This is a genomic window from Streptacidiphilus sp. MAP12-33 (assembly GCF_041261265.1).
In the GTDB taxonomy this organism is placed as follows: domain Bacteria; phylum Actinomycetota; class Actinomycetes; order Streptomycetales; family Streptomycetaceae; genus Streptacidiphilus.
The window spans coordinates 294,029-320,066 of the sequence record NZ_JBGCCA010000002.1 but is presented as its reverse complement, the minus strand read 5'-3'; the positions used below and the strand labels follow the sequence as shown (position 1 = coordinate 320,066).

The window sequence follows — 26,038 nt, the reverse complement described above, 5'->3', positions numbered from 1 at the left end:
GGCCGTGGCCCAACCGGATCGCGTAGGGTGACCCGCTATGAGAGAGCAAGCCGAGGCGCCGGCGGGAGGCGAGCCGCACAAGAAGCGGCTCGGGGTCATGGGCGGCACCTTCGACCCGATCCACCACGGCCACCTGGTCGCGGCGAGTGAGGTGGCCAGCCTCTTCCATCTCGACCAGGTCGTCTTCGTGCCGACGGGCGAGCCCTGGCAGAAGAGCGGCCGGGTCGTCTCCTCCGCCGAGGACCGCTACCTGATGACGGTCATCGCCACAGCGGAGAACCCGCAGTTCTCGGTCAGCCGGATCGATCTGGACCGCGAGGGTCCGACCTACACGATCGACACGCTGCGTGACCTCCAGGCGCTCCATCCGGACGCCGACCTGTTCTTCATCACCGGGGCGGACGCCCTGGAGCAGATCTTCTCCTGGCGCAAGGCCGAGCAGCTCTTCGACCTGGCGCACTTCGTCGGGGTGACCCGTCCGGGGCACACGCTGACGGACCCGGGTCTGCCCGCCGGCGGCGCCACCCTCGTGGAGGTGCCCGCGCTGGCCATCTCCTCCACCGACTGCCGCGAGCGCGTCGCCCGGGGCGAACCGGTCTGGTACCTGGTCCCGGACGGCGTGGTGCGCTACATCGACAAGCGCCACCTGTACACGCCCACCGCACCCGGCGGGGCCATCGACGGCACAGGGATAGGAACGGGTACGGCGTGAGCGGAACCGGCGGATTCGAGCAGGCCTACCAGGACCCCTACACGGGCGAGTGGGTCTTTCCCTCCCAGCAGCATCCCGAGCAGCCGTACCAGCAGGCGCAGCACGCACAGCAGCAGCCGCAGCAGTACCAGCAGCCGGAGCAGTCGTACGACCCCTACACGCCGACGTACGACCCTTACGCGGCGTACCAGGAGCCGGCGCAGGACCCGTACTACGGCCAGCAGCAGGGCTACGAGCAGCAGCACGGCTACGGGCAGCAGGCGCAGGGGTACGAGCAGCCGTACGAGCAGCAGCAGTACGGCGGCGGCTACCAGCAGCAGTCCGCCTACCCGCAGGCCCCCCAGCAGTCCTTCTCGACCGCCTACCAGGCCCAGCCGCAGCCGGCACCGCCGCAGGCGCCCCAGCAGCCCGCGGAGCCCGCGCAGCCGACCGCCTCGGCGCGTGTCCCGCGCCAGGAGGCCCCGCGGCCCAAGCCCGCCGCCGCGGGTGCCGGTGCGGGGGCCGCCGCGGGGGCCGCCGGAAAGGCCGGGTACAGCGAGGAGGAGTTCGAGTTCGTCGACGACGCCGAGGAGTCCACCGACGTCATCGACTGGGTCAAGTTCTCCGAGACCCGCGGCGAACGCCGCGACGAGCGGCGCCGCAAGCTGCGCAGCCGGGGCATCGCCCTCGCGATCGCGCTGGTCCTGGCCGGAGGTGGCACCGTCGGCTACCTGGTCGCCACCGGCCGGATCGGCTCGGGTTCCTCGGCCAGTGTCCCGGCCGCGACCAAGCGCGAGGTCATCGCGATCCACCTGCACGACCTGAACAAGAACATCTACAGCGCCCTGCTGATCTCCGAGCCCTCCCCGGCCAAGGGCGTCACCCTGCTGCTGCCCGGTGCCCTCGGTGTGCCGCAGGACTCCAGCAGCGGACTGCTGGCGCTGAACACCGCCGTGGACAGCGTGGGCACGGCGGGCACCCGGACCGGCATCAACAACCTGCTCGGCACCGACGTCTCCGCCACCTGGAACATCCAGACGCCGTTCCTGCAGAACCTGGTGGACATGCTGGGCGGGCTGAGCTTCACCTCCGACGTCCCGATCACGCTGAACGGCAAGCAGGTGATCGCCCCGGGGCAGAACACCAAGGTGAACGGCGCCGCCGCGATGGCCTTCGCCATCTACAAGGCCAAGGGCGAGAGCGACCAGGCCCAGCTGAACCGCTTCGGTGTCATGCTGCAGGCCCTGATCGCCGCGATGCCGACGGACGCGACCCAGGCCGCCTCGCGGATCACCCAGATGGGGGCCGTCCCGGACCCGTCCCTCTCCGACGCGCAGCTCGGCGCGCTGCTGGCCAAGCTGTCCGGGGACGCGCGCGGCGGCCAGTACTCGACCGAGACCCTGCCGGTCCTGGGCAACGGCACCCTGGGCTCGGGCGCCGGCGCGATGGTCAGCGGGCTGCTGGCGGGCAAGGTCAGCAACGAGGGCGGCCAGACCGCCGCCCGCATCCAGCTGATCGACGCCACCGGGGGCAAGCCGCCCAAGGCGGTCATCGACGCCTCGGCGGCCATGACCAACTCCGGCTACATCCTGCTGCCCGGCGTGAGCAAGGTGGCGACCCGCACCACCACCGTCATCGAGTACGGCGACGACACCCGGCTGAAGGACGCCCAAGCGCTGGCCAAGGACCTCGGCCTGCCGGCCACGGTTGTGAAAAAGGTCACGTCCCAGCTGTCCGTCGACCTGGTGGTCACCCTCGGCCGCGACTACCAGGGGGCTTCCTGACCCGCCCGTTCACGCCCCGATCGGGCCGCGACCCACAAGGGTTTCGCGGCCCGTCGGCGGTTCGTGAGACCCTGGGGGTATCTGCCCCTTGACGGAAAGCATGCTGTGACCGCAACTGACCGGGCCCTCGAACTCGTCACCACGGCCGCCCAGGCCGCCGCTGACAAGCTGGCCCACAACATCATCGCGTTCGACGTCAGTGAGGTCCTCGCCATCACCGACGCCTTCGTGCTCGCCTCCGCGCCCAACGACCGCCAGGTCAAGGCCATCGCGGACGAGGTCGAGGAGCGGCTCGCCCAGGAGTGCGGGGTCAAGCCCGTCCGCCGCGAGGGTGAGCGTGAGGGTCGCTGGATCCTGCTCGACTACCTGGACATCGTCGTCCACGTCCAGCACTCCGAGGAGCGCGCCTACTACAGCCTGGAGCGGCTGTGGAAGGACTGCCCCCAGCTGGAGCTGCCGGAGGACGCCAAGGCCAGCCGCAAGCGTGCCGAGGAGGCCGCCGAGGCCGACGGCCTGCCGGTCGAGCAGCCGGCCGAGTTCGCCCACGTGGAGGCCGTCCTGGCCGCCGAGGCCGAGAAGGCCCGGCGCTGAGCGGGCGGGCCGGCGGGCGCCGTGTCGTCTTCTGGCGGCACGGCCAGACGTCGTGGAACCTGGAGGGTCGCTTCCAGGGCTCCACGGACATCCCGCTGACGGAGACGGGCCTGGCCCAGGCCCGCCGTGCGGCGCGCCTGCTGGCCGCGCTGAAGCCCGACGCCATCGTCTCGTCCGACCTGCAGCGGGCCTCCGCGACGGCGCAGCAGCTCGCCGAGGTCACCGGCCTGCCGGTCAAGCACGACCCCGGCCTGCGGGAGACCTACGCGGGTACCTGGCAGGGTCTGACCAACTCCGAGATCCAGGCCAAGTACAGCGAGGAGTACCGGCTCTGGAAGCAGGGCGAGCCGGTCCGCCGCGGTGGTGGCGAGCTGCACACGGAGGTGGCCGACCGCGCCGTCCCCGTGGTGCTCGACGCCATCGGCGCGCTGCCGGACGAGGGGACGCTCGTCGTGGTCAGCCACGGCGGCACCATCCGCATGGCCATCGGCCGCATGCTCGACCTGCCCGCGCACAGTTGGGAGGCGCTCGGCGGCCTCTCGAACTGCTGCTGGTCGGTGCTCGGCCGCGGCTACCGCGGCTGGCGCCTGGAGGAGCACAACGCCGGCACGCTGCCGGAGCCGGTCATCGGCGACGACACCTGACCGACCGGGGGGTGTCCGGGGGGTGACGGGGCCGGATTTCGCAGTTCGGCCCCACAACCGCTAGAGTCTTCTTCGTTCGCAGGGCGCGGAAGCGGCCGGGAACGAAGCAGGACAAGGGGCTGTAGCTCAGTTGGTAGAGCGCTTGCATGGCATGCAAGAGGTCCGGGGTTCAATTCCCCGTAGCTCCACGCAACACAACTTCATAGCGTCATTCGCGGGGCTGTAGCTCAGTTGGTAGAGCGCTTGCATGGCATGCAAGAGGTCCGGGGTTCAATTCCCCGTAGCTCCACAGAATCGGAACCCCCCGGCGCTCGCCGGGGGGTTCCGCGCATCTCAGTGCTGGTGGTCGACGACCGCCAGCCCGGGGTTGGCCTGGAGGAACGCGATGCGCTCACGGGTCTCGTCGTCGTTCGGCGTGTAGACGACCATGCGGGCCGTGGGCATGCCCAGCACCTGGAGGTTGGTCGCCGTCATCCGCAGCTCGCCGACCGAACCGTGCCGGAACACCTTCAGCCGTGCGGAGTGCAGCGCCACGTCCTGCTGCGCCCAGAGGGCGGCGAAGTCCGCGCTGGCGGCGCGCAGGTCCGCGATGAACGTCTCCCACTCCGGCTCGCCCAGGTGCTCGGCGTAGTTGGCGCGCAGCACCGCGATCATCCGCGGCAGCTCCTCGTCCCGGTTGACGAAGGCGCTGCAGCAGCCGGGGACGACGGCGGCCGCCCACAGCGAGTTGCGGCGGTAGGTGTCCGAGAGGGTGGCCCCAGGGAAGATCGTCTCGTAGCTCGCGTTCCAGCGCAGGATGTCGTAGCGCGCGCTGCTGATCGCCGCCGGCAGCGGGTCGAGCGCGTCCAGGATCGACTGCACCTGCGGCTGCGTCGCGCACTCCGTCGAATCCGGCACGGCGGGCCGCATCCCGGCCAGGCGCAGCAGGTGCGCCTGCTCGGCGATGTCCAGCCGCAGCGTCCTGGCTATCGCCTGCAGCACCTGCTCGCTCGCGTTGATCGGGCGACCCTGCTCCAGCCACGTGTACCAGGTGACCCCGACCCCGGCCAGCTGCGCCACCTCCTCGCGTCGCAGCCCCGGCGTCCGGCGTCGCAGCCCCGGCGCCAGCCCCACCTGCTCGGGCGTCACCCGCGCCCGGCGGGTCTTCAGGAACTCGGCGAGCTGGGCACGGCGGTCGGTCGCGACGGTCGTCATGCCCCTATCGTGCCCGAAGGGTCCGACACACCCGGCCGGTTCGGGAGGCTGACGGGTACTCCCGGTACCAGCATCGACGGGCTCTCTCCAGACCCCGGGCACAGCCGCGACGCTTGATCCATGACGATCACTCAGCCCCAGCGCGTCGCCTCCAGGCCCGCTCCTCCCGCCACGGCGGCCCGGCCGGGTCTGCTGCTCGGCCTGGTCCTCACCGGTCAGTTCATGGCCCTGCTCGACGTCACCATCGTCAACGTCGCCGTCCCCAGCATCCGGCTCGACCTGCACGCCTCCGGCGCCGGTCTGCAACTGGTCATCGCCGGCTACGGCATCGCCTACGCGGTCCTGCTGATCACCGGCGCCCGCCTCGGTGAGCGCCACGGCTTCACCCGGCTCTTCCTGGGCGGGCTGGCCCTGTTCACCGCGGCCTCGCTGGCCTGCGGGCTGGCGCCCGGCATCGGCGCGCTGATCGGCTTCCGGCTGCTCCAGGGCCTCGGCGCGGCGCTGATGGTGCCGCAGGTCATGAGCCTGATCCAGCGCACCTTCACCGGCCCGGCCCGGGTGCGGGCGCTGGGCGTCTACTCGGCGGTGCTCGCCGTCGGCGGCGTCACCGGCCAGGTCGTGGGCGGCGCGCTGGTCAGCGCCGACCTGTTCGGCTGGGGCTGGCGCCCGGTCTTCCTGGTCAACGTCCCGATCGGCCTGGCCCTGCTGGTCGCGGGCGCCAAGCTGCTGCCGTCCGTCGCGGGGGAGCGGACACGGCGGCTGGACCTGCGCGGCCTGGTGCTGCTCGCGGCCGCGATCGGCAGCCTGGTGGTCCCGCTGGTGCTCGGCCACGACGAGGGGTGGCCGGTGTGGTGCTGGGCGCTGCTCGGCCTGAGCGTCGCGCTGTTCGCGGCGTTCGTCGTGGTCGAGCGCGGCCTCGCCCGCTCCGGCGGTCACCCGCTGATCCACGGTCGCGTCCTGGAGGCCCCCGGCCTGGTCCGCGCGGCGGCGGCGGTCTTCCTGGTGATGACGGGCGTCGCCGGCTTCTCCTTCGCGCTGGCGATGCACCTCCAGGCCGGTCTCGGCGCGAGTGCGCTCCGCAGCGGCCTGACAGTCGCCCCGACGATGGTGGGCTTCGGCGCGGCCGGCCTGTGGTGGCAGCGCCTGCCGCAGCGCCTGCACGGCCGGCTCCCCTTCTACGCCCTGGCGACCGGCGCCCTGGGCTTCGCGGCAGTGGCCCTGCTGGCCCGTGACGGCGCCGCGGTCTCCTGGGCGGAGCGCGCGGCCCTGCTGGCCATCGGCCTGGCGGGCGGGTGCGCCTACAGCCCCCTCTTCGCCCGCGCGCTCGGGCGCGTCGAGCCGGAGCACGCGGCGGACGCGAGCGGCGTCATGGTGACCGTCCTTCAGCTCGGCCAGGTCGTGGGCGTCGCCGCGCTCGGCACCCTCTTCCTCTCCCGCGTCTCGTACCCGACCACGACGCCGGCGGCGTCGGGCGCGGCCCTGGCCCTGACGCTCGGCGCGGTCGCCGCGCTGATGCTGGGCGCGGCCGTGCTGGTCAGGCCGGTGCGGGGCGCTTCGCGCTGACGGAAACGGATTGGTGGGCGGCCTCGTGGAACGTGTACAGTTAGGGACGTCGCCGCGAGGCGCACGGGGCTGTAGCTCAGTTGGTAGAGCGCTTGCATGGCATGCAAGAGGTCCGGGGTTCAATTCCCCGTAGCTCCACAGTGCGGTTCCTGAGGGCCGGTATCCGAAACGGGTACCGGCCCTCAGGCGTTTCGTTGCACCGACTCAGGCGGCTCAGCCGCCAGGGGCGCGAGGAACTGCGCGCCAGGCCACCCAGGCAGGTGACTCGCCGAACGGGCAGGGCCATCCGCACGCCGGTGGTTCCTCGCGCAGTTCCTCGCGCCCCTGAGGGCTACGCCCTCCGCAGGCGCAGGGCGAGGGCCGGGCAGCCGGTGACGGCCTTGCGGGCCTGGGTCTGCTGCCAGGGGGCCAAGGGGGCGTCCGTCCGCAGGACGGGGTAGCCGTGGGTGTCCAGGGTGAGCAGGTCCGGGGCGAGGGACGCGCACAGGCCGTGGGCGTCGCAGCGGGACCAGTCGAGGGTGAGGTGCGCGCCGTCCGGGACCGGAAGGGGCAGCGTCGCGCCCGCTGGGCGGCCGCAGCCGCCTTCGCGCTCGTGCGCGGCGACGTCGGTCGCGAACGTGGTCAGCCCGGAGAGGACGAAGCGGGCCGTGCCGTCGGGGTGGGCGCAGGCGCCTCGGCCACGGCCGCGCGTCGCCGCCTGCCGTACGTCCTCCGCCGAGCCGTTCCCGCGCGTCAGCGCGTCCAGCGCTGTCGCGGTCTCCGGCAGGCCCCGCCGGCACGGGCCGCACTGGCCGGTGGACTCGCCCGCCAACCACCCCGTGACGCGCGTCAGCTCGCTGAGCGCGCAGACGCCGTCCGGCAGGGCCAGGACGCTGGCGGCGCCGAGCACGCCCCCGGCGGCGGTGAGGCCCGCGCGCGAGAGGGCGACCCGCTCGGCAGCCTCGGGCCGCAGCCACGCGCCGTGGTATCCGCCGACGAGGACGCCCGCGCCCGGCTCCACGCCGCAGGTGTCCAGCAGGACACCGAGCGGTGCCCCGGCCGGGACCTCGACCACGACGGGTGCCCGCCCGCCCGCGCGGTTCACCGTGACCAGCACGGTGCCGGGTTCCTCCGGCGTGCCGACGACGGCGTAGCCGTCCGCGCCGAGCCGGACCAGGAGGGCGAGCTGCGCCCACGTCTCGGCGTTGCAGAGCAGCGTCGGTCGTCCGCCCACGCCGCCGCGTCCGCCCTCGGCGGCTCGCGCGGGCTGGGTCGGCGGGAGCGACGCGTGCCCGTTGACGGCGCGGACCAGCGCGCCGGACTCGCCGGAGACGAAGCGCTCCGGCACGCAGACCACCCGCATGGGCACGCTGTCACGGCGGGCCCTGGCCCGCTCGTCCAGGGCGGCGGGGACGGAGAGCTCGCCCTGGCCTCCGGCGGCGACGGCGACGACGACCTCCGCCGCGCCGAACGCGGCGGCGGCGAGGGAGACACCGTCCAGCACGAGGTGCGGGGTGCGGGTCAGCAGGGTCGCGTCCTTGACGCTCGGCGGCTCGCCTTCGGTGCCGTTCACCACCAGCACCGGCGCCCGGCCGCTGCGCTGTGCGGCGGCGAGGGCGGCCTGCGCCTTGCGGGCGAACGGGAAGGCGGCGCCGCCGCGGCCGCGCAGGTCCACCCGCTCCGCGAGGGCGAGCAGGGAGTCCTGCGCGGCACGCGGCAGCGGCCCGTGGGTCCGTGCATGGGCCGCGAGGTCCAGCCGTTCCCACCGGTCCAGCCCGGCGCTGAGCCGGGCGGGCCCGAGCCGCCGCACCTCGCTCACCACGAGCCCGCCGCTCATACCCCGACCCCTCCGGCCGTCGGCGCGTCCCAGGTGAGCGGGCCCCATTCGCCTGATCCCCAGTCAACTCCGGGGTCGGCCACCGGTGGGGCCGGCTGCGCCCAGCCGGAGCCGCCGGCGGCGGCCGGGTACGTCGGGTCCGGCGTCGTCGCGTGCGGGTGGGTGCCGCCCTCGGTGGCCCACGGTGTGGGGGGCGCGGCTGCCCAGCCGTACGGTCCCCCGGCGTACCCCTGGCCGCCGGGGGAGACACCGGGGCCCTGCCACGGACCGTGGCCCGGGGGAAAGGCGGCCGTGGCGTGCGCCTGCGGATGCGCCCATGACGGCGCGGCGCCGGCCGGGGTGGAGACGCCGGGTGCGGGGCGGCGGCTGTGGCGTCCGGTGCGGTGGGGATCGTGCGACGCCACGCGCGCCGGGTCGGCGGCTGTCGCATGGGTGAAGGGCTCGTGACGGGGACGGGTGTGGTGAGGGAGGCCGTGCACCGGCACGCCGTTCGGCGGGGTGTCCGCCAGGCGCGGATGCTCCCGCGGTCGCTCCGGGCCGCCCCCGGCGGCGGTCGCGCCGTACAGCGCGCCCGCGTCGGGGCCGTGGACGCTCGCGCCGTGCGCCGTGTTCGCGTGGTGCCTGACGCCCGCGCCGCGCGCCGCGCCGGGCGTCGCGGCGGCGTACGCGTACGCGTCGTGGACTGTGCTCGCGCCGTGCCTCGCACCCGGGCCGTACATGGCGCCCGCGTCGGCGCCGGGCGCCGCGCCGGGGCTCGCGGCCGCGTACGCGTCGCGGACTGCGCTCGCCCCGGGCCCCGCGCCCGCCCCCGCGCGGGGTGCGTGACTGGCGTACGGGACGGCCTGGTGTTCGCGTGAGAGCGCGGCGAGCTCCGCGAGCGCGACGCGCGACGGACGGCGGGGCCGGTAGGCCCGGAGGCGGGTGGCCTCGGGACGGCGGTCGAGCAGGCCGAGCCCGCGGACGAGGAGGGCCAGCGCGACCAGCGCGCCGCAGACGCCGTAGCTCCACAGGACCCAGACGGCCGCCGCGCGGCCGGCGGTGAGGCCGTGGGCGAGGGCGATCGGCCAGCACGCGTACGCGGAGGCGTGCAGCACCCGCCACAGGCCAGGACGGCGCGCGTCGGCGAAGCGTCCGCGCACCGCGCCCGTCGCGGCCGCGAGGACGAGCAGGTCGGCGGCCAGCGTGCCGAGGCCGACGGCGAACGTCGCCCCGCCGCCGAAGGGCAGCAGCGCGGCCAGTGGGCTCGCGTCCCGCTCGGCGATCTTCACGCCGATGTGGGTGGCGAGGAACCCGACGGCCGCGACCGAGGTCGCGCGGTGCACGGACTGCGCGGCCACGCGCAGTCGGGGGGTGAGCACCAGCCGGTCCGTCGCGGCCAGGCCGCACAGCACCGCCGCCGTCAGCGACAGCAGGGTGAAGACGCCGGCGAAGTAGTCGAGGAAGGCGAGCAGCCGCTCCGCCGTCCCACTGAGCACCTGCGGGGCGTGGCCCCCGGCCGCGAGGGCGCGGACCGCGGTGGCGCCGACGGTCACGGCGGCGCAGACCGCCAGCAGGAAGAGGGGGAAGGGCACCTGGAACGGTAACCGTCCGCGGCGTGCGCGCCGCTGTCGATGCGTCATCTCTACGGCCTCCGATGTCTCGTGGGCTGTGATGTGCCCGTGATGCTAGCGAGACCATCGGGCAACAGTGGGATCTCTGACGACTCGTTCGAAAACGTGCACAGTTCCGTCCCGATCGGCACACGACTTACGCACACACGCTCGAACCGAACAACAACCCGAACTGATGAATAATCAGGCAATCATCGGAGCGATCGGCGGTAACCCTGCTCCGAGCCGCCTCCGGCTGCGCATCCTCCCGTCGACCGCGTACCGACATCCGATACGGCGCGCGCGCACGAGAGAGGTGTTCCTTCCATGCGTCCCACCAGGAGGCTCCTGGCCCTGACCGCGTCCCTGCTGTGCGCCGGAGTGACGGCCGCCGCCGCGCTCCCCGGCGGCGCGGCCGCGGCCGACCGGGCCCGACCGGACCGCGTCCCCCTGCCCGGCACCGCGCCCCTGTGGACCGCCGAGCAGCCCGACCAGGGCGTGGTGCCCGGCACGTCCCGGGTCGAGGCCCGCGTCTACCTCGCCGGCCGGGCGGGCCGCGCGCTCGCCGCCGAGGCCAGGGCCGTCTCCGATCCGCACTCCAGCCACTACCGGCACTTCCTGACGCCCGAGCAGATCCGCACGCGCTTCGCCCCGTCCCAGGCGCAGGTCGACGCGGTCACGGCCTGGCTGACCGGGGCCGGGTTCCGGGTCGTCGGCGGCAACAGCCACTACCTCACCGTCCAGGGCGACGCCACCGCCGCGACCCGCGCGTTCGGCGCCCACCTGCACGCCTACCGCAAGGCCGGCCACGTCTACACCGCGCCCGACGGGTTGACCAGCGTCCCGTCCGCCGTCGCCGCCGACGTCCTCTCCGTCACCGGCCTCGACTCCGCGCCGCACCAGGCCCACCACGACGACACCCTGCCGGGGCCCGCCAACGCCTTCGTCAACGCGCCCCCGATGTCCGACTACTACGGGCAGCAGTCGGCCTCCACCCTGCCGCAGGCCTACGGCCGGGTGATGCCGTACGTGGTCAAGGGCTACACCGGCCAGCAGCTGCGCACCGCCTACGGCGCGGCCGCGACCGGCCTCACCGGCGCGGGCGTCAAGATCGCCGTCGTCGACGCCTACGACTCGCCGACCCTGGTCAGCGATCTGACCCAGTACGCGACCGCGCACGGCGACGCCGCCTACGCGCCCGGCCAGCTGACCCGCGTCGACGCGGCGACCTGGACCCACACCGCGGACCCGTCCGCCGTCGCCCCGGACGGCTGCGGCGCCTCGGGCTGGTACGGCGAGCAGACGCTCGACCTGGAGGCCGTCCACGCGATGGCCCCGGCCGCGAACCTCACCTACCTCGGTGCGGCCTCCTGCGGCGACGCCGACCTGGTCGACGCGCTCAACAAGGTCAACGACAGCCACCTCGCGGACATCGTCAGCGACAGCTGGGGCGAGCCGGAACTGGGCAGCGACCCCGCGATGGACCCGGTCTACGACAAGATCTTCATGACCGGCGCGGCGGAGGGCATCGGCTACTACTTCTCCAGCGGGGACGGCGGCGACGAGAAGGCCGCGACCGGGGCGAAGCAGACCGACATGCCGGCGTCCCTGCCGTGGGTGACGGCAGTCGGCGGCACGTCCCTGGCCGTCGGCGCGAACTGCCAGTACCTCTTCGAGACCGGCTGGGGCACGGACAAGGCGCTGCTCTCGTCCTCCGGTACCTCCTGGGCCTCCCTGCCCGGCGGGTTCGTGGCCGGCGCGGGCGGCGGCACGAGCTCGCGCGTCGCGCAGCCGTCGTGGCAGAAGCCGGTCGTCCCGAACTCGCTCGCCCTCGTCTCGGGCAGCGCGCACCGGGTGGTGCCGGACATCGCGGCGGTCGCGGACTCCAGCACCGGGTTCCTGATGGGCCAGACGCAGACCTTCCCGGACGGGACGACGAAGTACAGCGAGTACCGCATCGGCGGGACGAGCCTCGCCTCCCCGGTGATCGCGGGCATCCAGGCTCTCGCCCAGCAGGAGGCCGGCGGCCCGCTCGGGTTCGCCAACCCGGCGATCTACGACCGGTACGGCACGCAGGCCTTCCACGACGTCACCGACAACCCGTACGGCAAGAAGGTCTCGCTGGCCGAGGTCCGCCTGGACTTCCGCAACAGCGTCGACGCGACGGCGGGCACCGTCGTCTCGCTGCGCACGCTCGGCCGCGACTCGTCGCTGCACGCGACGCAGGGCTACGACGACGTGACCGGCGTCGGCAGCCCGTCCGCGGACTACGTCCCCTCCTACGGCCCCCGCGGCGGCGCACCCGCCAAGGCCCGCTAGGGCCTTCAGGGGCGCGGGGCTCTGCCCGACGAACTGCCTGCGCGAGCAACCCACCCAAGGCGGATGGCCCTGTCCGCTCGGGATCCCAAGGCCGTGGGGGCCCGGCCGAAGGCTGGGGGATTGTCGCGCACGCAGTTCATCGAGCAGGGCCTCGCGCCCCTGAGGGGTGCAACCGCTGCGGAAGCCCAGAGTGACCGCCTGCTACCCTTGCGCCATGCGAACTGCGCGCCTGCTCCTTAGCCGGCCGCGCTGACAAGGACCGGCCCGCTCGAAACGACGTTGGCCGGAGTCAGCGTGGCGACCCCTCATGGACGAGGGGTTTTTTCGTTTTCCGGCGTCAACACACCCTTCCGAGCTGGCACCCCTGGAGTCTGAGGACGATGAGCGAGAGCACCTCCGAGGCGGCTGCGGCCGCTCCGTACCGGTACACCCACGCCCTGGCGGCGCAGATCGAGGCCCGTTGGCAGGACCGCTGGGAGAAGGACGGCGTCTTCGCCGCCCCGAACCCGGTCGGGCCGCTGGCCGAGGCCGGCGACAGCGGCGCAGCCTCGAAGCCGCACGCGTTCATCATGGACATGTTCCCGTACCCGTCCGGCGCCGGCCTGCACGTGGGGCACCCGCTGGGGTACATCGCGACCGACGTGTACGCCCGTCACCTGCGGATGACCGGCCACAACGTGCTGCACACCATGGGCTTCGACGCCTTCGGCCTGCCGGCCGAGCAGTACGCGGTGCAGACCGGCACCCACCCGCGGGTGACCACCGAGGCGAACATCGCCAAGTACCGGGAGCAGCTGCGCAGCCTGGGCCTGGGCCACGATCTGCGGCGCTCGATCTCCACGATCGACCCGTCGTACTACAAGTGGACCCAGTGGATCTTCCTGCAGATCTTCAACTCCTGGTACGACCCCGAGGTCCAGGCCGCCCGCCCGATCGCCGAGCTGGTCGGGAAGTTCGCCTCGGGCGCCAAGCAGACGCCGGACGGCCGCGCCTGGTCCGCGTTGACCCCGGCCGAGCGGGACGAGCTGCTGGGCGAGTACCGCCTGGCCTTCGTCAAGCAGGCCCCGGTCAACTGGTGCCCGGGTCTGGGCACCGTGCTGGCCAACGAGGAGGTCACCGCAGACGGCCGCTCCGAGCGCGGCAACTTCCCCGTCTTCAAGGCCAACCTGCGCCAGTGGATGATGCGGATCACCGCCTACGCGGACCGCCTGATCGACGACCTGGACCTGCTGGACTGGCCCGAGGCCATCAAGCTGCAGCAGCGCAACTGGATCGGCCGCTCCGAGGGCGCCAAGGTCGACTTCAAGGTGCACACCACCGAGGGCGACGCCGCCGAGGCCGCCATCACCGTGTTCACCACCCGTCCGGACACGCTGTTCGGCGCCACCTACATGGTGCTGGCGCCCGAGCACGAGCTGGTCGACTCGATCGTCCCGGCCGCCTGGCCGTCCGCCGAGGGTGAGCTGCCGGCCGAGTGGACCGGCGGCCACGCCACGCCCACCGAGGCCGTCGACGCCTACCGCCGCCAGGCCGCCGCCAAGTCGGACGTCGAGCGCCAGGCCGACGCCAAGACCAAGACCGGTGTCTTCACCGGCGCCTACGCGGTCAACCCGGTCAGCGGCGAGCTGGTGCCGGTCTTCATCGCCGACTACGTGCTGATGGGCTACGGCACCGGCGCGATCATGGCCGTCCCGGCGCACGACACCCGCGACTTCGCCTTCGCGCGCGCGTTCCAGCTGCCGATGCGCTGCGTCGTCCAGCCGAGCGACGACCGCGGCACCGACCCGTCGACGTGGGACGACTCGTTCGACTCCTACGACGCCGCCATCGTCAACTCGGCCAACGACTTCGTCTCGCTGGACGGCCTGGGCGTCGTCGACGCCAAGAAGACCATCACCGACTGGCTGGCCAGCCAGGGCATCGGCGAGGGCACCGTCAACTACAAGCTGCGCGACTGGCTGTTCAGCCGTCAGCGGTACTGGGGCGAGCCGTTCCCGATCGTCTACGACGAGGACGGCGTCGCGCACCCGCTGCCGGCCTCGATGCTGCCGGTCGAGCTGCCCGAGATCGAGGACTACTCGCCGCGCACCTTCGACCCGGACGACGCGGACACCTCGCCCGAGACGCCGCTGTCGCGCGCCGAGGACTGGGTCTCCGTCACCCTGGACCTGGGCGACGGGCCCAAGCAGTACCGCCGCGAGACCAACACCATGCCCAACTGGGCCGGTTCGTGCTGGTACGAGCTGCGCTACGTGGACCCGGACGACGACACCGAGGTCGTCAACCCGGTCAACGAGGCCTACTGGATGGGCCCGACCGAGGAGAAGAAGGCCGGCGGCGTCGACCTGTACGTCGGCGGCGCCGAGCACGCCGTGCTGCACCTGCTGTACGCGCGCTTCTGGCACAAGGTGCTGTTCGACCTGGGCCACGTCAGCTCCTGCGAGCCGTTCCACAAGCTGTTCAACCAGGGCATGATCCAGGCCTACGTCTACCGCGACGAGCGCGGCTTCCCGGTCCCGGCCGCGGAGACCGAGGAGCGCGACGGCGTCTGGTACTTCGAGGGCAAGCCCGTCAGCCGTGAGATCGGCAAGATCGGCAAGTCGCTGAAGAACGTGGTGGCGCCGGAGGAGGTCACCGGCGAGTACAGCGTGGACACGCTGCGCCTGTACGAGATGGCGATGGGCCCGCTGGACGTCTCCCGTCCGTGGGACACCCGCGCGGTCGTCGGTTCGTTCCGCTTCCTGCAGCGTCTGTGGCGCACCGTCGTCGACGAGGAGACCGGCGAGGTCGTCGTCTCCGACGAGACGCCGGACGAGGAGACGCTGCGCGCGCTGAACAAGGCGATCGACGGCGTCCGTACCGACATGCTGAACCTGCGGTTCAACACGGCGGTCGCCAAGGCCACCGAGCTGAACAACTTCCTGGTCAAGCGCGGTTCCACGCCGCGTGTGGTCGCGGAGCAGGCGGTGCTGCTGGTCGCCCCGCTGGCCCCGCACATCGCCGAGGAGCTGTGGGAGAAGCTGGGCCACGAGGACTCGCTGGTCCACGCCCAGCTGCCCGAGGCCGACCCGGCCTACCTGGTCGAGGACTCGGTCACCTGCGTCGTGCAGATCAAGGGCAAGGTCAAGGCCCGCCTGGAGGTGCCGCCGGCCATCGGTGACGCCGAGCTGGAGACGCTGGCCCTGGCCGACCCGGCGGTCGTGGCCGCGCTGGGCGGCGCCGAGGTGCGCAAGGTCGTCGTCCGCGCGCCCAAGCTGGTCAACATCGTCATCTGAGCCGGTCGACGCCGTTGGCAAACTGATACCGGAAGGGACGGCTCCGCCTGTCCCTTCCGGTCTTCCGGCGGGTAACCTCCAGGCCATGTCCGTCGCCATCCTCACCGACTCCACCGCGTACCTTCCGGCGGAGGCGGTGGTCCGCCACGGGATCTCCGTCGTCCCGCTCAGCGTGGTCGTCGGCGACGAGGCCCTCGCCGAGGGCACCGAGATCTCCCCGGCCGAGGTCGCCGCCGCGCTCCAGCGCAGGGCGCCGGTCACCACCTCCCGCCCGAGCCCCGAGGCCTTCGCCCAGGCGTACCGGGCGGCCGCCGAGGCGGGCGCGAGCGAGGTCGTCTCGCTGCACCTGTCCGCCGCCCTCTCCGGCACCTACGAGGCCGCGCTGCTCGCCGCAGAGGAGGCGCCGCTGCCCGTCCGGGTCGTCGACACCCGGATGGTCGGCATGGCGCTGGGCTACTGCGTCCTCGCCGCCGCCGAGGCCGCTCACGACGGTGGCAGCGCCGACCAGGCCGTCGAGGCCGCGATGGCCAGGGCCAAGGGCACGGCCGGCCTCTTCTACGTCGACACGCTCGAGTACCTGCGCCGCGGCGGGCGGATCGGCGCCGCGCAGGCCATGGTCGGCTCCGCGCTCGCGGTCAAGCCGCTGCTGCACCTGGCCGACGGGCAGATCCGGCCGCTGGAGAAGGTCCGCACCTCCAGCCGTGCGATCGCCCGCCTGGAGGAGCTGGCCGTCGCCCACGCCGGCGCCGACGAGGTCGACCTGGCGGTCCACCACCTTGCCGCGCCGGACCGGGCCGAGGCCCTCGCCGCCCGGCTGCGCGAGCAGGTGCCGCACCTGGGCGAGCTGGTCGTCTCCGAGGTCGGCGCGGTCATCGGCGCGCACGTGGGCCCGGGGCTGCTGGCCGTCGTGGTCTCGCCGCGCTGAGCTTCCGCAGCGGTCCGTGCACGACGTGGATTGACCTGCGCAGGCGTGGGCATCCTCCGAGCATCAGGCGCACCAGGGGCACCGGGAGGAGAACGCCATGGCCCACGCCTGCCCCAACTGCGGTATGGCCGAACAGGTCGTCAAACTCGATCACTACTACCTGGCCCTGCCCGACGGCAACGGGCTCAAGTCGTCGTTCGCGCCGCCTGCGACGCGCGCGGCGAGCTACGGCGCGCCGCTGGCCGTGGCGGCCGTCGGGGCCTTCTTCGTCATCGACGGTTCCGCGGTGCTCGGCCTGCTGCTCCTGCTGGTCGCCGGAGTGCTCGGGATGGTCGTCTCGCGCGGCGTCGACGAGGCGCGCCGCGCCCGCGCCTACTGGGAGCGGCAGATGTTCTGCCGTCACTGCGCCATCCGGTTCGTCCCGGAGGACGGCGCGTCGTAACCCGTGCGGGTGAACCTGTTTTCCACAGGGGCGGGTTGTCCACAGACCGTCAGTACGTCCGGGACGTCTGTGCGTGCGGGCTCCTAACGTCGGCCCCATGCGAACCGCCTTGACCCCTGCGGCCCGGGCCCGTCGCGAGGCGACGACGGCTCTGGTGCGCCACCGCGTCGACACCCTCTTCGGCCCGCAGGGCCGGGCCCAGAGCCTGGCCCTGCCGACCGCAGCGCCGCCCTCCGTTCCGCCCTCCGTCCCTTCCGTTCCCTCTGCGCCGGTGCCGCTGCCGGAGGTGACGGCCGTGCTCCCACCTGCCGCTCCCGATCCGCCGCGGGCCCGTCCGCCGCTCGCCTCCTCGCTCGCGCTCGCGCTGAAGGAACGGTGGGAGCTGGACCGCAAGGCCCTGCTCGGGCTCGCCGTCCTGCTCGTGCTCGCGCTCGGGTACGGCATCCAGCACTTCTGGGCGGGCCGCCCGGAGCCCGTCGCCGTCCCCGCCCCGGCCGTGGAGGGGACGGTCGGGGCAGGGGTCACCTCCTCGCCCACGCCGGGGCAGGGCGTCCCGGTGGCGGGCAGCACCGCCATCGCCGCGCTGGTCGTCGACGTCTCCGGCAAGGTCCGCAGTCCCGGGTTGCGCACGCTTCCGCCCGGCTCGCGCGTCCAGGACGCCCTCAACGCGGCGGGCGGCCCGCTCCCCGGCACCGACCTCACCGGCCTCAACCTCGCCCGCAAGGTCAACGACGGCGAGGAGATCATCGTCTCCGGCTCACCCCCGCCCCCGGGCGCGGCGCACGCCTCCGGCCCGCTCAGCCTCAACGCCGCCACCGAGGCCCAGCTCGACGCCCTCCCGGGCATCGGCCCGGTCCTGGCCCAGCGCATCATCCAGTTCCGTCAGCAGCACGGCGGCTTCCAGTCGGTCGACCAACTCCGCCAGGTCCCGGGCTTCGGCGACCGCCGCCTGTCCGACCTCCGCTCCCAGCTCCGCCCATGAGCGCAGGCGAGGAGGAGTCCCCGGCCCGGCGTCCTGACGGCCCGTCGGCCGCCCCGGGCGCGCTCGCGGACGAGGGGGTGGCGCCGTCGTTCGAGCCGCCGCCTGCGGCGGCTCCGCCGCAGGCGCTCCCGGCGACCGCTGCGCCGCAGGCGCTCCCGGCAGCCGCCGCGCCGCAGGCGCTCGCGGCGACCGCTGCGCCGGAGGCGCTCGCGGCTTCGGTCGGCGGCCTGCCTCCGGCGGAGCCGGTCCGTGTTCCGTCGGATCCGGGTGCGTCTCCGGCAGGCGCTGTGTTCGGGGCCGTTCCGGCGGTCGCTGCGCCGGAGGGGCTCGCGGTTTCGGTCGGTGGCCTGTCTCCGGCGGAGCCGGTCCGTGTTCCGTCGGATCCGGGTGCGTCTCCGGCAGCCGCTACCTCCGCCGCAGGGCGCGGGGTGGGGCGGCGGGCCGGGGAGGGGCCCCGGGCGGCGGAGGAGCGGCCGCTCGATGTGAGGCTGGTCGGGCCGGCCGTGGTCGTCTGGGGGCTCACGGCGGTGCTGTTGCCGCTGCGTGGGGGGCATACCGGGTGGGTGCTCGGGGGCGCCGGGGTGGCCGGGGTGCTCGGGCTGGCGTTGCTGCTCGGCCGGGTGCGGCCGCGGCTGCTCGCCGCGTTGCTGCTCAGCGCGGCCGCCGCCGCGTGCAGTACCGGGCTGGCCGGGGCCGCCCTGGCACGCGGTCCCGTGCCCGAGCTGGCGCATTCCGGCCGGGCGGCCGAGCTGCGGGTGACCGTGGCAACCGATCCACAGCGCCGCCCCGCCGACGGGAACGTCGTCCTGCGGGCCGTCGTCGACGCCGTCGCAGGCGCCCTCACCCGCACGCCCGTCCGCCTGGTCGTACGCGGACCGGCGTCAGCGGCCTGGCTTCGGCTGCTGCCCTCGACGCAGGTCGTCCTCACCGCCCGCGCCCGGCCCGTCCCGCCCGACGGGCCACCCGACATCGCGGCCACCCTGTTGACGGCCGATCAGCCCCGCGTCCTCGTCGGCCCGGACCTCCCGCAGCGTGCGGCAGGCGCGCTCCGCGCGGGGCTGCGGCAGGCGGTCGCACCCCTGCCGGAGGACGAACGGGCCCTGTTGCCCGGCCTCGTCGACGGCGACACCAGCGCGATGACGCCCGACCTGGACGAGGCCTTCCTCGCCACCGACCTCACCCACCTCACCGCCGTCAGCGGCTCCAACCTGTCGATCATGATGGTGCTGCTGATCGGCCGCGCCTCCCGCGCCCGCACCCCCGAACGCGGCGGGCTTGCCGCCCGGCTGGGGCTTCCGCTGCGTGGCGCCGCGTTCGCGGGCGCGCTGCTGACGGTCGCGTTCGTGGTCCTGTGCCGGCCCGAACCGAGCGTCCTGCGGGCCGCCGCGACCGGCCTGGTGATGCTCCTCGGCCTCGCCACCGGCCGCCGCGGCAGCCCGCTGCCGGCCCTCGCGGGCGCGACCTTGGTGCTCATCCTGGCCGACCCGGCACTGGCCCGCTCCTACGGGTTCGCCCTCTCCGCCCTGGCCACCGCCGGGCTCGTCACGGTGGGCCCGCGCTGGGCCGAGGCGCTGCGCGCCCACGGCTGCCCGCCACGCCTGGCCGAGCCGCTCGCGGCCGCCGCGGCCGCGCAGGCGTGGTGCGGTCCGCTGCTGGTGCTGCGCTCGGGGCGGCTCTCCCTCGTTGCCGTCCCGTGCAACCTGCTCGCCGAGCTGTGCGTCGCGCCCGCGACGGTCCTCGGCTTCGCCGCCCTCGCCGTCGCGCCCGTCTGGCTGACCGGCGCACGATGGGTCGCCCGGGTCGCCGCGGTGCCGGTCTGGGCGCTGATCCAGGTCGCCCGCCTGGGCGCGGCACTGCCCGGAGCCGAGACCGACTGGCCCGTCGGCTGGGTCGGCGCGGCGCTGCTGATCGCGGTCACCTGCGCGCTGGTCGCGGCGGCCGCGCTGCTGCGCCGCCCGCTGACCGCGGCGTTCCTGACGCTCTGCCTGCTGCTGGTGCTGCTCCGGCCACCCCCGCTGACCCGGCTGGCCACCGGCTGGCCCCCGTCCGGCTGGCGGCTCGTCGCCTGCGACGTGGGTCAGGGGGACGCCCTGGTGCTCTCCCCGGGTGGGGATCCGGGGACAGCCGTCGTGGTCGACGCCGGGCCCGACCCGCACGCCGTCGACGGCTGCCTGCGGGCCCTCGGTGTCGCCGTGATCCCGTTGGTGATCCTGACCCACGACCACGCCGACCACGTCGAGGGCCTGCCCGGTGTGCTGCACGACCGCCGCGTCGGCGCGGTGGAGACCACGACGGTGGACGAGCCGCCCGCCGAGTACGCCAGGGTCCGCCGCTGGACCGCCGAGGCGGGCGTCCCGCTGATCCGCGCGGTGCGCGGCGAACGGCGTGCGCTCGGGGCGCTGTGGTGGGAGGTGCTGTGGCCGCCCTCCGCAGCAACCGGTGAGGCCGTCCCGGCGGGCCCGAACAACGCCTCGGTCGCGCTCCTGGTCACTCTTCCGGGCCTGCGGATCGCACTGCTGGGCGATCTGGAGCCACCGGCCCAGCAGCGGCTCCTGGCCGCCCTGGCCGAGGCCCCGGGCGGCGTGCCCGGCGTGGACGTGCTCAAGGTCGCCCACCACGGCTCGGCCAAGCAGGACCCGGCGCTGATCGGGGCGCTCCACCCGCGCCTGGCCCTGCTCTCCGTGGGCCGGGACAACCGCTACGGCCATCCGGCCGCGACCACGCTGCGGCTCCTGCGGGTGCTCGGCACCACCGTCGTGCGCACCGACCAGCAGGGCGACCTCGCGGTCCTGCTCGTCAACGGTGCCCTCGCCGTCGCGGTGCGCGGAGGGTAGCCGATAATGGCCAGGTGACCACGACGAGTGACCAGATCGACCATTACGTGCTCGTAGTCCCTGACCGGGACGCGGCCGAGGAGCTGGCGGCACGCCTCACCGCTGCCCACCCCGGCCTTCCTCAGCCGGAACTCCACCGCGAGGCGCTCGCGGGCGAGGACGACGCCGAGGACGCCCAGTGGCTCGTGGTCCTGGACCCGCCCCTGCCGATCACGCTCTCGGTCGCGGACCTCCAGGACCTCGTCGCCGAGTTCGACGGCTGGTTGGAGGACTTCTAGCGCCCAGGGGGGCCGGCTGTCCGCGCCCCGTTGTGATCATGTCACTCGCGTGTAACAGGCGGATTCGGGCGCAACCGGGCGGGAACGGGCGCCGTCCTCGCGTGGGATGGCACGCACGAGACGTGCCGCGTTCCCGAGGGGGGTACCTCGATGACCGTTTCCACGCGCACGTTCCGCGCCGGCGCCGCTGCCGTGCTGCTGTCCACCGCCTGCCTGGCGCTGACCGCGTGTCAGGGAGCGGCGGCCGCGGCTGGGACCGCCGTGTCGCCCGCCGCCACGCAGTCCGCGCCGGTGGTCTACCCGACGGAGGCGCCCACCGGCGGCACGACGCCCGCGGCGGCGCCGAGCACGACCACCGCCACCGGTGCCGGAACCGTGCCCGTGGACCTCGTCCGTTGTGCGATCGCGGACGTGACCGCCGCGCCTGCCGAGCCGCAGCCCTCGAATGCCGCCACCTCGACCTTCGACGAGGACGTCAAGCTGACCAACAGCGGTCACAGCGCCTGCGAGCTCAAGGGCTTTCCGACCGTGGCCGTGGCCGGTGAGGGCGATCCCACGCGCAACCGGCCGCTGAAGGTCACCGCGCGCGGCGCCGCGCACGCGATACGCCTGGCCCCGGGCCAGAGTGCCTGGTTGCGCCTGAGCTTCCGTGTGGTCATGGGCGAGGCGGACGGCTACTGCGCCTCCGGCGCCACCCCCACCTCCGCCCCGACCCTGGTCGTCGGGCTGGGCAACGGAGGCCTGCAGATCGAGTCGGCGAACGGCGGCTTCGCCGAGTGCGACGACGTCGTCTGGGCCTCGTCCTTCCAGACCTCCCACCCGTGACGGGCCCGCACCCGTGACGGGCCGCACCTGTGACGGGCCGCACCTGTGACGGGCCGCACCTGTGACGGGCCCGCACCCGTGACGGGCCGCACCTGTGACGGGCCGCACCTGTGACGGGCCGCACCTGTGACGGGCCCGCAGCGGTGACGGGCCTGTGCCTGTGACGGGCCCGCACCGATGACGGACCTGTGCCTGTGACGGCCGCGCACGTGTGACATCGGGGCCCGCTGTCGGTCGGTCCGGATAGGGTGGTCGGCGATGGCCAGGAAACCCTCCGAAGATCTGCTCTCCCCGCTGACCCTGATCGTCGGGCAGGAGGAGCTGCTGCTCGACCGCGCCGTCGCGCAGACGGTCGCCGCCGCCCGCGCGGACGACCCCGACACCGACGTGCGCGATCTCGCGCCCGGCATGTTGCAGCCCGGCATGCTGAGCGAACTGACCAGCCCCTCCCTCTTCTCGGAGCGGAAGGTCATCGTCGTGCGCGCCGCGCAGGACGCGGGCGCGGACGTGGTCAAGGAGCTGAAGGCCTACATCGAGGACCCGGCACCGGACGTCCTGCTGTTGCTCGTGCACGCGGGCGGCGCCAAGGGCAAGGCGCTGCTGGAGACCGGAAAGAAGGCGGGCGCGCGCGAGGTCGCCTGCGCCAAGCTGACCAAGCCGGCCGAGAAACTCGCCTTCGTCCGCGCGGAGTTCCGCGCTGCGGGCCGCTCGGCCAGCGAGGACGCCTGCCGGGCCCTGCTGGACGCCGTAGGCGGCGATCTGCGGGAGCTGGCGAGCGCGGCGAGCCAGCTCTCGGCGGACACCGAGGGCACGATCGACGAGACGGTCGTCGCCCGCTACTACACCGGCCGCGCCGAGTCCACGGGCTTCCAGGTCGCCGACCTGGCCGTCACAGGCCGCACCGCCGACGCCCTCGGCCAGCTCCGCTGGGCCCTGGCCGTGGGGGAGAAGCCCACCGGCATCGTCTTCGCCCTCGCCTCCGGCGTCCGCGCGATCGGCCGTGTCGCCACGGCGGACCGCTCGCTGCGCCCGGCGGACCTCGCCCGCGAGCTCGGCATGCCCCCGTGGAAGATCGACCGCGTCCGCCAGCAGATGCGCGGCTGGACGGGCGACGGCGTCGCCACCGCCCTCCGCGCCATCGCCGACGCGGACGCGGCGGTCAAGGGCGGCAGCGGAGACCCGGCGTACGCGCTGGAGCAGTGCGTGGTCGCCGTCTCCCAGGCCGCCCGCGCGCGCTGACCCCAGGGGCGCGGGAACTGCGCGAGAAACCACCCGAGGCGAATGGCCCTGCGTCGTTGAGGACCAACCGCACGTGGGTGGCTTGTCGCACCCCGCGGCGGAGCCGCATGTCGGTTCCGCCCTGCGCCCCCGGGTCGTGCAACTGTCCCGCCGCCAAAACCAGAAAGGTCCTGCCCTCCCCAAAGGGAGTGCAGGACCTTTCCGTCAGCTTCAGCTACTGCAGCCCACCCGCGTGGCGAACGCAGGCCGCGTGGGCTGCTGGGTTGTGCGGCTCGGCCGGGGCGATTGAGAGGGATCGCGGTCCGGCGAGCGTCGATCAAGGGGTTCAGGCGTTGAGCGCGTCAACCTTGGTGGCCAGCGCGGACTTCTTGTTCGCGGCCTGGTTCTTGTGGATGACGCCCTTGCTGACGGCCTTGTCCAGCTCACGGGAGGCGGCGCGGGCCAGCTCCTGGGCCTTCGCGACGTCGCCGGCCTCGATGGCCTCACGGGTCTTGCGGACGGCCGTCTTCAGCGAGGACTTGACAGCCTTGTTGCGCTGACGAGCCTTCTCGTTGGTCTTGATGCGCTTGATCTGGGACTTGATGTTCGCCACGAATGAGCCTCAGTCTGAGTTGATTCTTCTGGGACCGCGTCGGCGCCGGGCCAGGTTAGAGGGCATGGCACAGCACAGACACGAGGGTCAACGATATCAGACCCCGCTCAGGCCACCGACTCGCCGAAGTGTTCGACCAGCGGGAAGGGGTCGTAGAAGTGGTGCAGCAGCTCGCGCCACCGCTCGTACTCGGCCGAGCGGCGGAACCCCTCGGTGTGGTCCTCCAGCGTCTCCCACTCCACCAGCAGCAGGAAGCGCGACGTGCGCCCCGCGTCCACGCAGCGGCGCAGCTCCAGCGAGCGGAAGCCGCGCTGGACGGCGATCAGGGGCCGGGCCTCGGCGAACGCCGCGAGAAAGGCGTCCTCCTGGCCGGGCCGGACGTCGAGCAGTGCGGATTCCATGATCATGGCCCAGGATTCTGCACCAGCGCCGCGCCATGGGACGATAGGAGGGAAGAACTGTGTCCCGGCCGATCAGAAGAACTGGATCCTGCGTGTCAGCCATCCCTGTCAACGTTCCGCAGCCGAGCAAGACCGATCCGGCGCTGATCCGCAACTTCTGCATCATCGCCCACATCGACCACGGCAAGTCCACGCTGGCCGACCGGATGCTGCAGATCACCGGCGTGGTCGACCCGCGGCAGATGCGCGCCCAGTACCTGGACCGGATGGACATCGAGCGCGAGCGCGGTATCACCATCAAGTCGCAGGCCGTGCGTCTGCCCTGGGCACCGCTCACCGGTGCCGGCGTGGGCACCACGCACATCCTGAACATGATCGACACCCCGGGCCACGTGGACTTCACCTATGAGGTCTCCCGTTCGCTGGCGGCCTGCGAGGGCACCCTCCTCGTGGTCGACGCCGCGCAGGGCATCGAGGCGCAGACCCTCGCCAACCTGTACCTGGCGCTGGAGAACGACCTCACGATCATCCCGGTGCTGAACAAGATCGACCTCCCGGCCGCGCAGCCGGAGAAGTACGCGGAGGAGATCGCCCGGATCATCGGCTGCGAGCCCACCGACGTGCTGCGCGCCTCGGCCAAGACCGGCCTCGGCGTCGAGGACATCCTGGACGCGGTCGTCGAGAAGGTCCCGGCCCCGGTCGGCGTCAAGGACGCCCCCGCCCGCGCGATGATCTTCGACTCGGTCTACGACGCCTACCGCGGCGTGGTCACCTACGTCCGTGTCATCGACGGCCAGCTCAACAAGCGTGAGCGCATCGCGATGATGTCCACCGGCGCCACCCACGAGCTGCTGGAGATCGGCGTCATCTCGCCGGAGCCCAAGGTGGCCGACGGCCTCGGCGTCGGCGAGGTGGGCTACCTGATCACCGGCGTGAAGGACGTCCGCCAGTCCCGCGTCGGTGACACGATCACCTCGATGCACAAGGGCGCCACCGAGGCGCTGGGTGGCTACAAGGACCCGAAGCCGATGGTCTTCTCGGGCCTGTACCCGCTGGACGGCTCGGACTACCCGCTGCTGCGCGACGCGCTGGACAAGCTGCGCCTGAACGACGCCGCGCTGGTCTACGAGCCGGAGACCTCGGTCGCCCTCGGCTTCGGCTACCGCTGTGGCTTCCTCGGCCTGCTGCACCTGGAGATCATCCGGGAGCGCCTGGAGCGCGAGTTCAACCTCGACCTGATCTCCACCGCCCCGAACGTGGTCTACCGGGTGGTCATGGAGGACGGCACCGAGCACACCGTCACCAACCCGAGCGAGTTCCCGAGCGGCAAGATCGCCGAGGTGCACGAGCCGATCGTGCGCGGCACGATCCTCGCCCCGAACGAGTTCGTCGGCGCCATCATGGAGCTCTGCCAGAACCGGCGCGGCGTGCTCCAGGGCATGGACTACCTCTCCGAGGACCGCGTCGAGATCCGCTACAACCTGCCGCTCGCGGAGATCGTCTTCGACTTCTTCGACCAGCTGAAGTCCAAGACGCGCGGCTACGCCTCGCTGGACTACGAGCCCATCGGCGAGCAGAGCGCGAACCTGGTCCGGGTGGACATCCTCCTCCAGGGCGAGCAGGTCGACGCGTTCTCCGCGATCGTGCACCGCGACAAGGCCTACGGCTACGGCGTGATGATGGCGGGCAAGCTGCAGAAGCTGATCCCCCGCCAGCAGTTCGAGGTGCCGATCCAGGCCGCGATCGGCTCGCGCGTCATCGCCCGTGAGACCGTCCGCGCGATGCGCAAGGACGTTCTGGCCAAGTGCTACGGCGGTGACATCTCCCGTAAGCGGAAGCTGCTGGAGAAGCAGAAGGAAGGCAAGAAGCGAATGAAGATGGTCGGCCGCGTGGAGGTCCCGCAGGAGGCCTTCATCGCCGCGCTGTCCACCGACGACAACGCCGCCGCCGTGGAGAAGAAGAAGTAGGTGTGATCCGCTAGGAGTTGGGACCCCCACAGGTGAGACCTGTGGGGGTTTCGCCTTTGCCGCACTTGCGTGCGATTGCGGTAATCT

General features: G+C 73.2%; 20 protein-coding genes and 3 tRNA genes. 18 read left to right on the top strand and 5 right to left on the bottom strand.

Features of this window, described 5'->3' with window-relative positions:
• Window positions 1–37 precede the first annotated feature (37 nt).
• From nadD to ABH931_RS04210, 6 genes are all read left to right on the top strand, one after another.
• The gene (gene nadD, locus ABH931_RS04235; protein ID WP_370109981.1) at window positions 38–712 is read left to right on the top strand and encodes a nicotinate-nucleotide adenylyltransferase; all 675 of its coding nucleotides are present in this window, start codon (window positions 38–40) and stop codon (window positions 710–712) included.
• Window positions 709–2,475 (top strand): LCP family protein, encoded by a 1,767-nt coding sequence (locus tag ABH931_RS04230; RefSeq protein WP_370109979.1) that lies wholly within the window; start codon window positions 709–711, stop codon window positions 2,473–2,475. Before nadD ends, ABH931_RS04230 begins: the two co-directional genes overlap by 4 nt.
• 105 nt (window positions 2,476–2,580) lie before the next feature.
• Window positions 2,581–3,066, top strand: a complete 486-nt coding sequence (rsfS, locus tag ABH931_RS04225; protein WP_370109977.1) for a ribosome silencing factor — start codon at window positions 2,581–2,583, stop codon at window positions 3,064–3,066.
• Complete coding sequence (locus tag ABH931_RS04220) at window positions 3,063–3,710, top strand: histidine phosphatase family protein (protein ID WP_370110058.1); 648 nt, start codon at window positions 3,063–3,065, stop codon at window positions 3,708–3,710. Before rsfS ends, ABH931_RS04220 begins: the two co-directional genes overlap by 4 nt.
• A 115-nt stretch (window positions 3,711–3,825) precedes the next feature.
• A tRNA-Ala gene (locus ABH931_RS04215) sits at window positions 3,826–3,898 on the top strand.
• A gap of 28 nt (window positions 3,899–3,926) precedes the next feature.
• Window positions 3,927–3,999: transfer RNA gene (locus ABH931_RS04210), tRNA-Ala, on the top strand.
• Window positions 4,000–4,043: 44 nt separating this feature from the next.
• Here ABH931_RS04210 and ABH931_RS04205 read toward each other — a convergent pair.
• Complete coding sequence (locus ABH931_RS04205; protein ID WP_370109975.1) at window positions 4,044–4,904, bottom strand: helix-turn-helix transcriptional regulator; 861 nt, start codon at window positions 4,902–4,904, stop codon at window positions 4,044–4,046.
• 120 nt (window positions 4,905–5,024) lie between these two features.
• Between ABH931_RS04205 and ABH931_RS04200 the strand changes: the two genes are divergently transcribed.
• Together ABH931_RS04200 and ABH931_RS04195 are read left to right on the top strand one after the other, a co-directional pair.
• Entirely contained in the window at window positions 5,025–6,467 is a 1,443-nt protein-coding gene (locus ABH931_RS04200) for an MFS transporter (protein WP_370109973.1), read from the top strand.
• 65 nt (window positions 6,468–6,532) lie between these two features.
• A tRNA-Ala gene (locus tag ABH931_RS04195) sits at window positions 6,533–6,605 on the top strand.
• Window positions 6,606–6,798: 193 nt separating this feature from the next.
• On the opposite strand, the gene ABH931_RS04190 is transcribed toward ABH931_RS04195, so the two are convergent.
• Window positions 6,799–8,283, bottom strand: coding sequence for an NADH-ubiquinone oxidoreductase-F iron-sulfur binding region domain-containing protein (locus tag ABH931_RS04190; protein WP_370109971.1), 1,485 nt, complete (start codon window positions 8,281–8,283; stop codon window positions 6,799–6,801).
• On the bottom strand, window positions 8,280–9,854 hold the full coding sequence (locus tag ABH931_RS04185) for a hypothetical protein (protein ID WP_370109969.1): 1,575 nt from the start codon (window positions 9,852–9,854) through the stop codon (window positions 8,280–8,282). The genes ABH931_RS04190 and ABH931_RS04185 overlap by 4 nt, the downstream gene beginning before the upstream one ends.
• Before the next feature lie 345 nt (window positions 9,855–10,199).
• Here ABH931_RS04185 and ABH931_RS04180 point away from each other — a divergent pair, with 345 nt between their 5' ends.
• The 9 genes from ABH931_RS04180 to holA all read left to right on the top strand — a co-directional run bounded on the left by ABH931_RS04180 (window position 10,200) and on the right by holA (window position 22,991).
• A complete protein-coding gene (locus tag ABH931_RS04180) occupies window positions 10,200–12,191 on the top strand; it encodes a protease pro-enzyme activation domain-containing protein (protein WP_370109967.1) in 1,992 nt (663 codons plus the stop codon).
• A 380-nt stretch (window positions 12,192–12,571) separates the two neighbouring features.
• Window positions 12,572–15,466, top strand: a complete 2,895-nt coding sequence (gene leuS / locus ABH931_RS04175; RefSeq protein ID WP_370109965.1) for a leucine--tRNA ligase — start codon at window positions 12,572–12,574, stop codon at window positions 15,464–15,466.
• Between the two features lie 85 nt (window positions 15,467–15,551).
• Entirely contained in the window at window positions 15,552–16,391 is an 840-nt protein-coding gene (locus ABH931_RS04170; RefSeq protein ID WP_370109963.1) for a DegV family protein, read from the top strand.
• 97 nt (window positions 16,392–16,488) lie between these two features.
• Window positions 16,489–16,833, top strand: coding sequence for a hypothetical protein (locus tag ABH931_RS04165; protein WP_370109961.1), 345 nt, complete (start codon window positions 16,489–16,491; stop codon window positions 16,831–16,833).
• A gap of 97 nt (window positions 16,834–16,930) precedes the next feature.
• A complete protein-coding gene (locus ABH931_RS04160) occupies window positions 16,931–17,815 on the top strand; it encodes a helix-hairpin-helix domain-containing protein (RefSeq protein WP_370109959.1) in 885 nt (294 codons plus the stop codon).
• Between the two features lie 482 nt (window positions 17,816–18,297).
• Window positions 18,298–20,649: a ComEC/Rec2 family competence protein gene (locus ABH931_RS04155; protein ID WP_370109957.1), complete on the top strand. Its 2,352-nt coding sequence runs from the start codon at window positions 18,298–18,300 to the stop codon at window positions 20,647–20,649.
• A gap of 14 nt (window positions 20,650–20,663) precedes the next feature.
• Window positions 20,664–20,927 carry a hypothetical protein gene (locus tag ABH931_RS04150; protein WP_370109955.1) on the top strand — a complete coding sequence of 88 codons (264 nt, stop codon included), beginning with the start codon at window positions 20,664–20,666 and terminating at the stop codon, window positions 20,925–20,927.
• Between the two features lie 150 nt (window positions 20,928–21,077).
• On the top strand, window positions 21,078–21,752 hold the full coding sequence (locus tag ABH931_RS04145; RefSeq protein WP_370109953.1) for a DUF4232 domain-containing protein: 675 nt from the start codon (window positions 21,078–21,080) through the stop codon (window positions 21,750–21,752).
• A 258-nt stretch (window positions 21,753–22,010) separates the two neighbouring features.
• Entirely contained in the window at window positions 22,011–22,991 is a 981-nt protein-coding gene (gene holA / locus ABH931_RS04140; protein WP_370109951.1) for a DNA polymerase III subunit delta, read from the top strand.
• A 325-nt stretch (window positions 22,992–23,316) separates the two neighbouring features.
• Here the strand turns inward: holA and rpsT are convergent, their stop codons facing one another.
• Together rpsT and ABH931_RS04130 are read right to left on the bottom strand one after the other, a co-directional pair.
• The gene (gene rpsT, locus ABH931_RS04135; RefSeq protein WP_370109949.1) at window positions 23,317–23,583 is read right to left on the bottom strand and encodes a 30S ribosomal protein S20; all 267 of its coding nucleotides are present in this window, start codon (window positions 23,581–23,583) and stop codon (window positions 23,317–23,319) included.
• Between the two features lie 107 nt (window positions 23,584–23,690).
• Complete coding sequence (locus ABH931_RS04130; protein WP_370109948.1) at window positions 23,691–23,990, bottom strand: antibiotic biosynthesis monooxygenase; 300 nt, start codon at window positions 23,988–23,990, stop codon at window positions 23,691–23,693.
• 86 nt (window positions 23,991–24,076) lie between these two features.
• On the opposite strand from ABH931_RS04130, the gene lepA reads away from it, so the two are divergent.
• The gene (lepA, locus tag ABH931_RS04125) at window positions 24,077–25,951 is read left to right on the top strand and encodes a translation elongation factor 4 (RefSeq protein WP_370109946.1); all 1,875 of its coding nucleotides are present in this window, start codon (window positions 24,077–24,079) and stop codon (window positions 25,949–25,951) included.
• Window positions 25,952–26,038 lie beyond the last annotated feature (87 nt).